This is a genomic window from Pseudoalteromonas sp. SG41-2 (assembly GCF_014164535.1).
Taxonomy (GTDB): domain Bacteria; phylum Pseudomonadota; class Gammaproteobacteria; order Enterobacterales; family Alteromonadaceae; genus Pseudoalteromonas; species Pseudoalteromonas rhizosphaerae.
Map to the genome: position 1 here is coordinate 13,716 of NZ_JACJFK010000002.1, position 13,810 is coordinate 27,525.

At 38.5% G+C, this 13,810-nt stretch carries 12 protein-coding genes; 9 read left to right on the forward strand and 3 right to left on the reverse strand.

The window, feature by feature from the left end:
• The first annotated feature begins 141 nt into the window (after positions 1-141).
• Complete coding sequence (locus H5186_RS01620; protein ID WP_182794050.1) at positions 142-2,151, forward strand: alpha-amylase family protein; 2,010 nt, start codon at positions 142-144, stop codon at positions 2,149-2,151.
• Between the two features lie 174 nt (positions 2,152-2,325).
• On the opposite strand, the gene H5186_RS01625 is transcribed toward H5186_RS01620, so the two are convergent.
• On the reverse strand, positions 2,326-2,649 hold the full coding sequence (locus tag H5186_RS01625) for a BON domain-containing protein (protein WP_182794051.1): 324 nt from the start codon (positions 2,647-2,649) through the stop codon (positions 2,326-2,328).
• Positions 2,650-3,054: 405 nt separating this feature from the next.
• Positions 3,055-4,287, reverse strand: a complete 1,233-nt coding sequence (gene srmB, locus H5186_RS01630) for an ATP-dependent RNA helicase SrmB (protein ID WP_145237725.1) — start codon at positions 4,285-4,287, stop codon at positions 3,055-3,057.
• A 76-nt stretch (positions 4,288-4,363) separates the two neighbouring features.
• On the opposite strand from srmB, the gene H5186_RS01635 reads away from it, so the two are divergent.
• Both H5186_RS01635 and H5186_RS01640 read left to right on the forward strand, forming a co-directional pair.
• Positions 4,364-5,062 carry a tRNA1(Val) (adenine(37)-N6)-methyltransferase gene (locus H5186_RS01635; protein ID WP_149983404.1) on the forward strand — a complete coding sequence of 233 codons (699 nt, stop codon included), beginning with the start codon at positions 4,364-4,366 and terminating at the stop codon, positions 5,060-5,062.
• A 58-nt stretch (positions 5,063-5,120) separates the two neighbouring features.
• Positions 5,121-6,857: a DUF4153 domain-containing protein gene (locus tag H5186_RS01640; protein ID WP_182794052.1), complete on the forward strand. Its 1,737-nt coding sequence runs from the start codon at positions 5,121-5,123 to the stop codon at positions 6,855-6,857.
• Positions 6,858-7,049: 192 nt separating this feature from the next.
• Here H5186_RS01640 and H5186_RS01645 read toward each other — a convergent pair whose 3' ends face one another.
• Positions 7,050-7,661: an SDR family oxidoreductase gene (locus H5186_RS01645; protein WP_182740692.1), complete on the reverse strand. Its 612-nt coding sequence runs from the start codon at positions 7,659-7,661 to the stop codon at positions 7,050-7,052.
• A gap of 190 nt (positions 7,662-7,851) precedes the next feature.
• On the opposite strand from H5186_RS01645, the gene H5186_RS01650 reads away from it, so the two are divergent.
• From H5186_RS01650 to H5186_RS01675, 6 genes are all read left to right on the forward strand, one after another.
• Positions 7,852-8,325, forward strand: a complete 474-nt coding sequence (locus H5186_RS01650) for a VOC family protein (protein ID WP_145237712.1) — start codon at positions 7,852-7,854, stop codon at positions 8,323-8,325.
• Positions 8,326-8,630: 305 nt separating this feature from the next.
• A complete protein-coding gene (locus H5186_RS01655; protein ID WP_182794053.1) occupies positions 8,631-9,902 on the forward strand; it encodes a PIN domain-containing protein in 1,272 nt (423 codons plus the stop codon).
• Between the two features lie 226 nt (positions 9,903-10,128).
• Positions 10,129-10,788, forward strand: coding sequence for a hypothetical protein (locus tag H5186_RS01660; protein WP_220493439.1), 660 nt, complete (start codon positions 10,129-10,131; stop codon positions 10,786-10,788).
• 133 nt (positions 10,789-10,921) lie between these two features.
• A complete protein-coding gene (locus tag H5186_RS01665; RefSeq protein ID WP_182719668.1) occupies positions 10,922-11,443 on the forward strand; it encodes a hypothetical protein in 522 nt (173 codons plus the stop codon).
• Between the two features lie 386 nt (positions 11,444-11,829).
• Complete coding sequence (locus H5186_RS01670) at positions 11,830-12,804, forward strand: transposase (protein WP_182794054.1); 975 nt, start codon at positions 11,830-11,832, stop codon at positions 12,802-12,804.
• A gap of 130 nt (positions 12,805-12,934) precedes the next feature.
• On the forward strand, positions 12,935-13,783 hold the full coding sequence (locus H5186_RS01675; protein WP_145237698.1) for a LytTR family DNA-binding domain-containing protein: 849 nt from the start codon (positions 12,935-12,937) through the stop codon (positions 13,781-13,783).
• Positions 13,784-13,810 lie beyond the last annotated feature (27 nt).

Consider the following 13,810-nt stretch of genomic DNA (forward strand, 5'->3'; position numbering starts at 1 on the left):
TGTGCTAAGCATCCATAATCGATGGTGTTTTTGAATTTTTGATTGCATACGTATTCAATTTTCATTTTGTGAGAATCCCTCTACTGTTAATTCTTTGTAAATGAAGAATGCCTATTACTTGACAACACAACGGAACACACAATGAAAATTAAAAGAATAGTAACCACTATTGGGCTAAGCGTTGCCCTAAGTGCTACGTCGATTGCAAATGCAACACCAACAACATTCGTCCATCTATTTGAATGGAACTGGCAAGATGTAGCCCTCGAATGTGAACAATACCTAGGACCTAAAGGCTATGCTGCGGTACAGGTATCGCCGCCTAATGAACATATACAAGGCAGCCAATGGTGGACGCGTTATCAACCTGTCAGTTACCTATTGCAAAGCCGAGGCGGTAACCGCGAGCAGTTTATTGATATGGTTAATCGCTGTAATGCCGCTGGCGTTGATATTTATGTAGATACTTTAATCAATCATATGGCTGCAGGCAGTGGTACAGGTACCGCTGGTAATACCTATGGTAATAAACAATACCCAATTTATAGCCCACAAGACTTTCACACCAGTTGCACCATTAATGGCTCTGACTACGGCAACGATCGTTACCGAGTACAAAACTGTGAGTTAGTTGGACTCGCAGATTTAGATACCGCTGCAACGTATGTCCAAAACACATTAGCGGCTTACATTAATGAATTACAAGCCATTGGTGTTAAGGGGTTTCGGTTTGATGCCTCTAAACATGTTGCAGCCAGTGATATTCAAAGTTTAATGGCGAAAGTGAATGGCTCGCCAGTGGTCTTTCAAGAAGTAATTGATCAAGGTGGCGAGGCTGTTGGTGCCTCTGAGTATTTAGCGTCAGGTTTAGTTACGGAATTTAAATACAGCACTGAACTTGGCAATACCTTTAGAAATGGCTCGCTCGCATGGTTAAGTAATTTTGGTGAAGGGTGGGGGTTTATGCCAAGTGCATCAGCTGTAGTATTTGTAGATAATCATGATAATCAACGCGGTCATGGTGGTGCCGGTAATGTAATTACCTTTGAAGATGGCCGCTTGTACGACTTAGCAAACGTATTTATGTTGGCTTACCCGTATGGTTATCCAAAAGTAATGTCTAGTTACGACTATCATGGTGACACAGATGCTGGTGGTCCAAGCGTACCTGTGCATAACAACGGTAATTTAGAATGCTTTGCGAGTAATTGGCAATGTGAGCATCGTTGGGCATACATTGCAGGTGGCGTAGATTTTAGAAATAATACAGCTGATAACTGGGCAACAACCAATTGGTGGGATAATACTAACAATCAAATAGCCTTTGGTAGAGGAAGTTCAGGTCATGTTGCCATTAATAAAGAAGGCTCAACACTCAATACTACCGTGCAAACAGATATGGCTCCAGGGCAATACTGTAACGTGCTAAAAGGAGCGCTGACTAATGATGCAACAAGTTGTACTGGTGAAGTTATTACTGTTAATGCAAATGGCACTATAAACTTAAATGTAGCCGCGTGGGATGCAATGGCTATTCATAAAAATGCCAAGCTAACCACTAATTCAACCCCTGATCCTCAGAGTGATTGGCAGCGAACTGTGATATTTATTAACGCACAAACGCAAACTGGCCAAGATATGTTTATTCGCGGCGGGATTGACCATGTTTATGCGAACACAAATCTTGGGCGTAACTGCCAAACAAGCAACTTTGAATGTGCTATGCCAATTCGCCATAATAATTTGCAAAGTGCCACTACCAGTCCTTGGAAAGCAAACGATAATTACCTAGATTGGTATGGTATTGAAACGGGCCAAAGTAGTGAGGCGCAAGGGACCGCAACCGATTGGACAACTAATATTTGGCCAGCAACTTGGGGAGCAGAAAAAACCGTTGCTAATGATGGCTTTGGTGTTACACCACTGAATATTTGGGGGGAACATTACTGGCTGCTTGATGTTGATATGGATTGCAGCAAAGCGGTTAATGGATGGTTTGAGGTAAAAGCGTTTATTAAAAATGGTCAGGGCTGGGAGGGTAATATCGCGCAAGTAAACACCCCTTATGCTAGTACTAATCATGTTGCTCAATGCGGCAAAATTAATAAATTTGAGTTTAATAATTCAACGGTAGAAATACGCAATTTCTAATTTTATTACAGATAAATCCCAGCTAAACCATAAGTATGCGTTTAGCTGGGATTTTACTTTGTAAGTCATGTTTTGGAGATTTGCGTTTTCTGTGTTTTAAGTAAACCTAAGTTGAATCACCAGAAAATCAGTTGCTTTAACTCTTTAATCTTTAGCCTAGCAGCTTTAAACTCTTCAATCTCTCACCTGCATTTTATTTTCTATGATTGCTACACCTTGGGTGTTTTCTAAAAACTTTTGTGCCAGTGCGCGTTCAAAGCCGGTTTCGGTTAGACCATAAATGGCTACTTTGTTGCCATCAACGTGTACTCGCAGTTGCGAGAGGTTTAGGTTTGGATTGCTGCGCAGTTTATCAATTATAGTCTGCTGTAGTGTTGGTTGAGGAGAAACGCTGCTGATCATAATTGTACTAGTGGCTGCACTGACTTGCGTTGCGCAGGCGAGTAAAAATACACAGCATAGTGATACCAATGATACAGTTAATTTGAAGCGACTCATGATTTCCCTCATAACATCTATTGTATGTGTTTAGTGAATAGTAAGCCTACTGTTACAATATTTATTCCAACTTTAACGCATTGAAATTGAAGGGGTATTTTAAGTTCGGGTAATGTTTTTGGAATTTTTTACATTCAACTGAGTAAAAAGTACGGCGATTAGCTAACTAATTTAGATTTGTAGTTGTTGTTTAGTGCAGCTAGAGCGATGCAATATATTTTATTGCTAAGTGATGATCGTAGCTGCAAGATTGTAATGAGCAAGCTAAATGGGGGGCACAAGATAATTAATTTGCATGACTGCTATGAGAGGGTTTAATAATTTACTGCGAGTAGGTAAAACTGAATGTAAAAAGCCGAGACTATGATAAGTCTCGGCTTTTTATGTAGCGTCAAAGCAGATGAATTATTTCTTTTTCTTGGCTTTTGCTTTGGCCTTTTTACGGGCTTTGATTTTTACCGGATCTTTATGTTTTTTGATTGGCGCTTTAGCTTCTTTATGACGCGGCTCAAATCCTTTAACAACACGGCGTTTAAGGCGCAGCTCAATGTAGCGTTCAATTTTGGCTAATACTGCAATGTCATGGGCTTCTACTAACGAAATTGCAATGCCTTTCTTACCTGCGCGAGCAGTGCGGCCAATACGGTGAACATACACGTCTGCTGTGCGTGGCATATCAAAGTTGATCACATGACTAATATCAGCCACATCAATACCGCGGGCGGCAACATCAGTCGCAACTAATATTCTTGTACGGCCACTGTGGAAATTTTCCATTGCCTTCATGCGTTTGTCTTGTGGCATCTCGCCACGTAACCAGGCTGCGCGAACCCCAGCATTGGTCAGCTCGCCGACTAATGTTTCTAGGCGATCACGGGTTTTAACAAACACAATAGCTTTGCTTAAGTCTTCACTGTTTAGTATTTCAACCAACATTGCTAATTTATGGTTGTAATCATCAGCAATGTGTACCCATTGGTGGATTTTAGCTTTTTCTTTACGTGAAGATTCAGCTTCTAATAGGGCTGGATCTTTTAAAATTTGCTCTGCAAATCGTTCAACGCTATCGCCTTCAAGAGTGGCTGAGAATAAAAAGCACTGACGACGATTTTTTGCTTCTTCGCAAATACGCATCATTTCTTTACGAAAGCCCATGTCTAACATGCGGTCTGCTTCGTCTAAAATAAGCATCTCGACGTTTTCGGCATGAAAGTTTTCGGTTTCTAAATATTCCATTAATCGCCCTGGTGTGGCGATTAATATATCGTTATTTTTTTCAAAAATTTCTTTATGCGTACCGTAGTTAATACCGCCAGTAACAACACCAATTTTAAGGTTAGTGCCTTTAGCAAGTAGTTCACACTGTTCATGAATTTGATAAGCTAACTCGCGCGTTGGAGTCATGATCAAAACACGGGCAAAACCAGGCTCGCGACGCGGGAAATCAAGTAAGTATTGAATCGCCGGGATCAAAAATGCCGCTGTTTTACCAGTACCGGTTGGTGCAGAGGCTAAAATATCACGGCCTTGCAGCGCTTCAGGGATCGCTTGTTGTTGAATGCTAGTTGGGGTTTCGTAACCCATTTTAGCAACGGCTTGTAGTATCTTGTTATCAATATCAAAATCAGAAAATTGCATAGAGTGTCAAAAATAGAGGACAATTGCTGGTAATTATACGCGCTATCCGCCAGTTGGTGAATGAAAAGGTGAAAAAATGTCAGGCTTTGTGTTTAAACAATTTAAAGTAGCGCAAACGCGCAGTGCGATGAAGGTCTCGACGGATGGAATTTTACTCGGTGCATGGGCTGACTTAACTACTTCACAGCGGTTACTTGATATTGGCACAGGTACTGGGTTGTTGGCATTAATGTGCAAGCAACGCAAACCAACTATGCAGGTTAATGCTGTTGAAATTGATGCCAATGCATGTGCTGATGCGCAGCAAAATTTTACAAATAGCCCATGGTCCGATATTAAATTGATGCAAAAAGCTATTCAGCAAGTAACCACCACAACTGAGTTTGATGTTGTGATCAGTAACCCTCCGTATTTTAATGCCAGTTTAAAAGGGCAGGACTTAGCCCGTAATACCGCACGTCATACAGATAGCTTAAGTTTTAGTGAGTTAATCACTGCATTCAAACACCTTAGTCACCAAAATGCTTTTTTAAATGTGATTCTACCTTGCCCAGAAGCGCAGTTGTTTATTGCACAAGCGCAATTACAAGGTTTGTATTTAGTGCGCCATTGTTTAGTACAAACTACTGCCACTAAAGCGCCGAGCAGGAGCTTAATGTGCTTTGCTTATCAGATGCAAGAATGCGAGCTGACCAGCTTAACGATTCATGGTCAAGGGGCTCAATATAGCGATGAGTATATAGCTCTGTGTAAGGATTTTTACTTGAAAATGTAATCATCATTGAATAAAAGGTACATTTATCGCACACTGATGAAAAACCTGAGTGATAGATATGGATAATCAACTACCTAAACCTTTTATTTTTGTACTTTCCTTAGTGCAAGGCATTGTTCTTACTTTGTTATATCGTAGTGTTGAAAATCAGCTATGGCCTGCGACAGAGCCAGTTTGGTTGTTTTCTTTAGTTACTTTTACCATTAGTTTTGTGCTACTGACTTTACTTGCTGTAGAGCAAGCTAATATTAAAAAACTGCTTAGTTACTTGTTACCATTTAGTCTGTTGTTATCACTCCTTGGTGCTTATATTGGTGCTCAGCAATACCCTATTGCGCTGGTTAATAACGATGCTTTAACGGCCATTTTTATATTCACAGCCTTAATTGCCAGCTTTAAAGCACTTATGTATATCCAACAACTGATTGGTAATGAAGCAATTAGTTATAGCCAATTATTCAAGCTCTCATGGCGAAACTTTATTTTATTTGCAGAGTGTTGGTTATTCGTTTTAATTTTCTGGGGAATTTTGCAGTTAGGAGCGGCGCTATTTAATGCGTTAGAGATTACATTTTTCTCTGAGCTACTCAAAAAAGACTGGTTTTGGATCCCAACTTTAACCTTAGCGTTCGGTTTTGCCACGGTGATCTTTAGAGGGGTTATGCATATAGAAGATAACATCTCATTTTTATTGCAAACCTTGATTAAGTTTTTACTGCCAGTACTTACGGTTATTTCTTTAGGCTTTTTAGCGACGCTACCGTTTACGGGGCTAGATAAATTATGGCAAACAGGCAGTGGTAGCTCGTTAGTTTTATGGTTACAGGTACTCACTTTATTTTTTGTGAATACGGTTTATCAATACGCTGCTGATCAGCGACCTTATAAAATTGTAATACACAGGTTAGTATTTTTTGGTATTGCTTTATTACCAATTTACAGTGTGATTGCCGCTTATGGCATTTGGCTTAGAGTTGAACAATACGGGATCACGGTGGGTCGCTGCTGGGCTATTTTAGTGTGTCTTTTACTTGCGTGTTTTTCATTCGGGTATTTAGTCGGGATCGTTAAAAAGCGCGATGCATGGCAACAAGTGCAAAGCAAAGTTAATATTGTGATGGGGGTAGTGATTTTAATATGCATGCTACTAGTGAACTCGCCAGTTTTGAATTTTCAGCGTTTATCTACCGAGAGTCAAATCGCGCGCTTAAATGAAGGTGACGTGAGTATTGAAGAATTTGATTATTATTACTTCTCAAGTAATTTAGGACGCCAAGGCTATCTTGCAATGCAAAAGTTACAAGCGCAAATTCAGAGTACTCATCCAGAGCAAGCAATGATTATTGAGCGAATGTATGTCAACCCAGATAATCCAGAGTTTAAGGCTTTAGCCGAGCAAACATCAATAACAGAGTTTGTTACGCACTCGAAGTTTTGGCCTAGGCAGCAGGTGTTTTCGGATGAGTTGATTCAGGCTGTATTCGAGAGCTTACATTTCAACCGCTGGACACCGCTTAAAAGTCATTCATTTTATTTTATCGCCATAGATTTAAATCAAGATGAACAACTCGATTATGTATTTATAGATGAAACGAATAACTCAACTGAAGCTAATCTGTGGTTGCATGATGGTACTCAATGGCAATCAAAATACATGACTATCGATAATCCCGAGCAAATTAAATTACTAAAAACACTGATTGATGCAGATAACATTGAGGTTGTACAACCCAAATATAATGATTTGAAAATTGGCGATGTGCTGTTTAAAGTCAGGAGTGATATTGATTACTAAACAGGGTTTAAGGTCAGAGTGTTCAAAATATTAGTTAGTAATTCAATATAAAGTTCAACGCAATAACGTTTAGCGTAATACATTGAATCACCAAACTAATAAATATTGTTAGGCTAAGTAACAGCAGGAGCATACAGAAAATTATTCTGCTATAGCTCCTGGTATTTCGGTAATTACAGCCAGATACTGGCTTTAATTGGCATCAAATAACTCAAATATTCGGTTGTCACCAGGAGCCGTTTTTACCACTTGCAACAAGGCATTTGCCACGTTTTCACGGCTGACTTTTGCATCTTTACGTTCACTTGGCCGTTGTGTGGTGATTTGCAATGAAGCACTGTCGTTGGTAAGTGAACCTGGGCGTACAATAGTATAATTTAGGCCGCTATTGATTAGATGTTCGTCAGCCATATGTTTAGCAACTAAGTAAGGTTTTAAATCGCTTTCTGTTGCATCAGGATCATCTGCGCCAATCGAACTGACCATAATAAAGTTTTTAATATCATATTGCTTTGCATAATTTACGGCTTTAACCGCAGCCCATAAATCAATTAATAATGTTTTATCATCGCCGGTATTTCCGCCAGAACCGGCAACAAAAATTACCTGTTCGCAGCCTGCAAATGCTTGGCTAAAGTCACCCTCGAGATCTTGCTCAGTTACGCTGAGGTAGGGACTGCTTAAATCGCTTAACTTATTTTTATCACGTACGAGAGCGACAACCTGATGCTGATCATTAAGTAGTAACTGTGTCGTTATTTTACCAATCTGGCCACTTGCGCCTATGATTAATGTTTTGCTCATCATTAACTCCTTCAAAAAATAGCTAAATTGCTCACTGTGTTTATAGACCTTGGGGGAGATATTTATTTTTAAAGGGCTAGAACCACTTTATTACTTAAACCAGAGTATTTAGTTTTCATTTTTGTAAAGCTGACTTTCAGCTGATATCGACTAACCTTTATTTAATAAGGTCACATATTTGGAGCGTAAAATGACGGTTTCAGCAATACCAAAGGGGTATCATGCAATTACTCCTTACTTGATAATTAACGGCGCAGCAAAAGCAATCGAGTATTATGAGAAGGTATTTAATGCCCAGCTCATTATGCAAATGCCGCTGCCAGATGGCGGGATTGCTCACGCAGAAATTAAAATTGGTGATTCGCATATTATGCTTTCAGATATGTGCCCTGAAGCGCATTTTAAAAGCCCTGATGAGCTTGGCGGCACGCCTGTGAGCTTAATGCTTTACGTTGCAGATGTAGATGCCGTATTTGCTAATGCGGTTGCCTTAGGTGGTAAAGAAATACGCCCAGTACATGACCAATTTTACGGTGATAGGGCCGGTACATTACAAGACCCATTTGGCCATGTATGGACAATAGGCACTCATAAAGAAGACCTTAGCGATGACGAGATTAGTCAACGCATGGTTGATCTGATCAGTAAAGAAGAAGACGCATAAATTATAGTGGCTGATATCTGATCTCATAGTTTTGAAAAATAGGTTTATATTTCATCTGAAAGACAGCTATGAGCGAGAAGCAGCCATTAAAAAAGTTAAATTTATTCCTGTGTTTTGAGTAGAAATCTAATTTTGTCCAATAACATTATTAAACGCCGTTTTGGGGCAAAATAACATGCTTAATTTCTAGATGTTTTAATTACTTGTTTACAAAGGTAATTATTGGTGAAATTATCATGGTATGTAATATACGCCGTTTTGGTGTGTTATAAACCACCAAGATGGTGTTCAATGTAGGAGTATCGATGAAAGATCTATTTCCAGGACACTTTAAAGAGTCCCAAGAAAACCTAAGGGAAGTATGGGACTCATGTGTTTTTGTATTTGATGCAAATATATTGCTAAATTTATATCGATACTCAGATGCTACTAGAAACGAATTTTTGAGCCTATTAGAAAAAATAAATGACAGGGTATGGTTGCCACATCGAGCAGCCGAAGAATACTTAAATAACCGATTATCAGTAATAGGTCAGCAAGAACAATCCTACGATTCGACGATTAAATCTATTAACAGTCTTAAAAGTGACTTGGACAATGCTAGGCAGCATCCTTTTGTCAGCGCACCGACAATGCGTAAAGTTGACTCTGTGTTTAATAGCTTATGCGAGGAATTGTTACGCAACAAAGAATTTCATACAAGGCGAATATCGAATGATGAGATAAAGGATTCACTATCAAAAATATTTGAAAATAGGGTCGGCGAGCCTTTTGAAAAAGAAAAATTAGAGAAGTTGATAATTGAAGGCGAAGAACGCTATAGACAAAAGATTCCGCCAGGATTTAAAGATGGATCAAAATCCAAGGATTCTGAGGTATTTTCTGACAAGTGTCGCGAGTTTGGTGATTTGATAGTTTGGAAGCAAGTTTTAGAGCACTCTATTGAAGTTGATAAAGGTATCGTACTTGTTACTGATGATAAGAAAGAAGATTGGTGGGAAAAGTTCAAAGGCAAGACGGTTGGCCCCCGTCCTGAGTTGGTGAAGGAGTTTAAGGATAACGCTAAAAATACCTTTCATATGTATCAAGCTGATCGCTTCCTTGAGCTAGCTAGGGAAAATCTTGGTGAGCAGGTTAGCCCAGAGATTGTTGAAGAGATTCGTGAAGTAAGGCGCCGAGATAGAATGGCGTTTCGGAAAAAACAAGAATATGAACTACTCAACCGCCAAAAGTCTAAGATTAATCATATGATGCAAGAACTTGAGCACACTCGTCATCAAATGATGAAACATGAAAGTGAAATGTCTTCTCTGCAAGAGAAGCGTCATATGTTAGACGCTGAAAGAATGGAGTTGAGAAAATATAGAGAAAGCTATTCAGAGGATGATCGTGAAATAGATATGGAGCCGTTCATGCGTCACTATTCAGATATAAATGAGAATTATCATTCAGTAAGAAGCAGACTAGAAGAGTCAAAAGGCAGGTATGAAGAGCTGCAGCACCGCACAATGCAGCTTGAGCATGAATTGGCTCGCCACATGAAATACATTGAACAAGAAAATGCAGCAGACTCGTAAACTCGCCGCTGATTTTGGCGTTGAGGCTGTAGAATTACTCTTTTTTAAGAAAAACAGCCCGTTTTATGGGTTCCAAATGCATTACCTAATGCTTTAAACACGCTTAGAGTTAATTTCAGGAGCTCGTTTTTTAATTGAATGTGGCTGTTGGAGTTATTCTACAGCCTCGTTAGGCGCATTAGTGTCGCGGGTAGAATTAATAAGTATATAAATTGTAAGGACTAAAATGATTTCATCTAATGAGTTACTAAAAAATCTTTACCAAAAATCATTAAATGATTTTCAGTGTTTTACTGATAAATTTAGTGAAGAATGTCTTCATGGTCCATTATTGATTAATCCAAAAGCATATTACGGTCAAGAAACAAAGTTACTGATCATTGGTCAGGAAACCTATGGTTGGGCATCAGAATATACTGATATAAATGCGCAAATCTCATGCTATGAAGAATTTAATGTAGGTAAAAACTATGTTAGTTCACCATTTTGGAACGTGACAAGAAAAGTAGAGAGGCTACTTAACATTGAGCCTTATTCATGTGCTTGGTCAAATTTGAATCGCTTTGATCATAATGGAGGCTCTCCCGTTGGTGATGTTGAGCTTGAAATGCCACAGTTTGACAGAATCCTAGTTGATGAAATTAAAATTCTTAAGCCAGATATTTGCCTGTTCTACACGAATCATAAATACGACTGGAGATTAAAGAATATTTATGACGGTTTGCTGATGGAGGATATTCACGGATTGCCTACGAAACATTTCTGCAAGCTTTCGCACCCAAATTTACCGTTTAAAAGTTACCGAACTCCTCATCCAAAGACAATGAGAATGCAAGGGTGGGAAAGTCAGTTCATAGAGTATCTAATAAATATAAATGGAGTGTAATTCGCCTAACAAGGCGTTTAAAAATCGGAAAAAATACAGTTGGTTATTTTCACTCCGTTCAACATTGTAACCAACTATATTTAGCCGTTTAACGCGGAGTTGCCTCCGTTGGCGTTTAACCAAGGCGATAATTGTGACTATATCGAGTGTGATTTTATTTTGTTGTACATTGATGACCCCTCTTATTATTTTATATACTTCTTTGTATTATGAAAAACGAAACGCAGTAAAAGTGGTCTCGTATTATAATCATTTGGTAAAAACTCGTTTGCGAGGCGAAGAGCTTAGTTCAGTCATAATCATGGAACTAGATCCAGTCAATAGAATTAAATTTACTATGGGCATGATTAAATTTATTCCTTACCTTCCATTTGCTAACTTGATGAAACATCTAAAAACCTCGCTGGAAAAAAGTGAAGTGTTTGTTAAAAAGTGCAATGAAAATGATGGTTTTATTCATGAAGCTAGTGTTCAAGACTTGGTATCTCAAAGGGCAGCTTGTTTACAGTTCTATTTTATTGCTGAACTACTCACTTGTAATTCAATTCGATATCGAATCATTTACAAAAAGTGGAGTGAGGATTCTTCGTATTATTGGGAGTACTGGAAGAAAAAAATTCTAGACTTAATCATAGTTAAGAGGCAAAAGGCATAACAAACAATTTAAGCGTGGCTCACACCTTAATTGGGCGGTTACCGAACGGCAGTTTTTGGCACTTAAAACTCAAAGGGGTCACCCATTAGAAAGTTCCGGTCAAGCAGGCAGCTGTGTTTTCTTGATCTTTTTATTCAAAAAACCAAGTGTTGTTACTTTTTAAACTCACTTTAAATATGACTATGCATCCAGTAATGACGTCGATTGGTGTGAATATGCACCAGTCACCCATATGAATTTAGGCAGTTTAATTAAGCATCATTGATGATTAATTAAGGCCCTTGGCTTTCGCCTCAGTCATCGTTTAGTAAATAAAAGGGGTCAAATCTTGACTTCAGACATCAAAGGTCTAGATTTATAGTTTACTATTCATTGAGTGAATTACTATGTCTAGGCCGCTGCGAATAGAGTATGAAAATGCGTTTTATCATGTAATGAATCGAGGGAGAGGGCGCGAAAATATCTTTTTAAGTGATAACGACTTTAAGTATTTTTTACATTGCATTGAGCAAGCAAGTATTCGCTTTAATATTGAAGTGCATTCATATTGTTTAATGACCAATCATTACTACCTGCTAATCAAAACCCCTGATGCAAATTTAGGCCGAGCCATGAAGCATATTAATGGCCTTTACACCCAATACTTTAATAGAGTACATAACACCGATGGTGCGCTGTTTCGAGGGCGCTACAAAGCGGTGCTGGTGGATGCTGATAACTATTTATTGCATGTTAGTCGGTATATTCATCGTAACCCAATTGAAACGAACATACCGTTGGTAGAAGAGCTTGCTAAGTATAAATGGTCTAGTTATCCAGCTTTCATTAAAAGGGGAGCGACGCCTAAATGGCTAGTCCGAGGCTTTATATTTTCGCTGCAAGGCAAAAAGCGTAAATATGCTGCTTATAAGCAATTTGTTGAATATGAAAACAATAAAGAAATAAGCGCTTTTTATAGTGCTAAAAAGTTATTGTCGGTTTTGGGTTGTGAGGACTTTATTGAAAACATAAAAGACTATATTGTTAAATCAGATAGCGAAAGAAAGCTTGTTAGTAAAAAACGCTCAGCAGATGATGTTATAGCTTACTTAGCTAAACACTTTAATGTTGAAGTTGATGAGATTATAACGGTTAAAAAGGGGCGAAAAGAGAAAAATTTACCACGCTGGTTTGCTATAAAATTATGCCAAGATTTAACGGGATTAAATTTGCAGGCATTAGCAGATGTTTTTAATGTTAAACACTATTCGGCGATATCAAAAACTGTCGGTAGATTAAATGCATTAATGATTGAAGATAAGAAGGTTGAATTACAATTAGAAAAACTTCGAGATTGTTTGATATCTGAAGTCAAGATTTGACCCCTTTTGGTTTTTTGGCATCTTTAGATAAGGTCGAATGTCTGTAAATTGTTTATTTATCTAAACCTTAAAAGCAGATAGTAGAACTGTGGTATTTTAACGGTCGAAAATTTCAGAAGGTGTATAAATAGTGAAGTTGTGGCTTAAGGATGATTTGGACTCAAAAAAAACGCTTATTCAAAGAGCGATGCTATTTTCTGTGGTCACCTTAGTAATATTATTCTTGTTTCAACCTTTTGGCACGCACAGCGATACTATTTCCTATAAATATCTGCGTCTGTCTGGTTATGGTTTAGTGACTTTTTGTGCTTTATTGCTGGCTGGGTTCATAGAGATATTATTAAGCCGTAGACGGTTAAATAGCCACATTAGAAAAGGCCTTATTGCTACTTTGTATATTGGCTTTGTAGCGGTATTTAATCACAGTTATTTTGTGGTGGCCATATTAGGTGTTTGGCATTGGCAGAATCAATTGTTGTTTGTTTTTTATATTTTAGCCATTGGTTTGTTTCCGATTATTTTTATGTTTTTAGTTAATCGACATTCAGTTGCTATTACTCAGTCTCAGCCAATTGCCCTTGAGTCAAGCCAAGCGAAAAACGCTACGCTAACCTTAGAAAAACAAATAACCTTAAGAGGTGACAATAAAGATGACATTGTACAAGTCAGTTTGTCGCAGATTTTATTTATCAAATCTGCGGATAATTATTGTGAGCTTGGTATGCTCGAAGATGAAAATTGCAGTCGTAAGTTATTGCGCGGCTCGTTAACCAAACTGTTAAAACAGCTTCCAGCTGACGCTCAGGTGGTACGTTGTCATAGATCTTATGCAGTAAATCTTGGTTTAGTTAAGTTATGGCAAGGTAACGCCGGTGGTTTGCAATTGACTATGCAGGCTGGCGATTTGGTAGTGCCCGTCTCTAGAACCTATGTAGAAGCAACAAAAAAGGCCTTGTCATTCGCCCCTAAGGCTTGTTAATCACCGCAAATTTTTGTCACTAAACCC

What these genes read in the sequence shown, in the direction of transcription:
- H5186_RS01620 (WP_182794050.1), top strand. Translation starts at nt 142, where the DNA reads ATGAAAATTAAAAGAATAGTAACCACTATTGGGCTAAGCGTTGCCCTA.
- H5186_RS01625 (WP_182794051.1), bottom strand. Translation starts at nt 2,649, where the DNA reads ATGAGTCGCTTCAAATTAACTGTATCATTGGTATCACTATGCTGTGTA.
- srmB (WP_145237725.1), bottom strand. Translation starts at nt 4,287, where the DNA reads ATGCAATTTTCTGATTTTGATATTGATAACAAGATACTACAAGCCGTT.
- H5186_RS01635 (WP_149983404.1), top strand. Translation starts at nt 4,364, where the DNA reads ATGTCAGGCTTTGTGTTTAAACAATTTAAAGTAGCGCAAACGCGCAGT.
- H5186_RS01640 (WP_182794052.1), top strand. Translation starts at nt 5,121, where the DNA reads ATGGATAATCAACTACCTAAACCTTTTATTTTTGTACTTTCCTTAGTG.
- H5186_RS01645 (WP_182740692.1), bottom strand. Translation starts at nt 7,661, where the DNA reads ATGAGCAAAACATTAATCATAGGCGCAAGTGGCCAGATTGGTAAAATA.
- H5186_RS01650 (WP_145237712.1), top strand. Translation starts at nt 7,852, where the DNA reads ATGACGGTTTCAGCAATACCAAAGGGGTATCATGCAATTACTCCTTAC.
- H5186_RS01655 (WP_182794053.1), top strand. Translation starts at nt 8,631, where the DNA reads ATGAAAGATCTATTTCCAGGACACTTTAAAGAGTCCCAAGAAAACCTA.
- H5186_RS01660 (WP_220493439.1), top strand. Translation starts at nt 10,129, where the DNA reads ATGATTTCATCTAATGAGTTACTAAAAAATCTTTACCAAAAATCATTA.
- H5186_RS01670 (WP_182794054.1), top strand. Translation starts at nt 11,830, where the DNA reads ATGTCTAGGCCGCTGCGAATAGAGTATGAAAATGCGTTTTATCATGTA.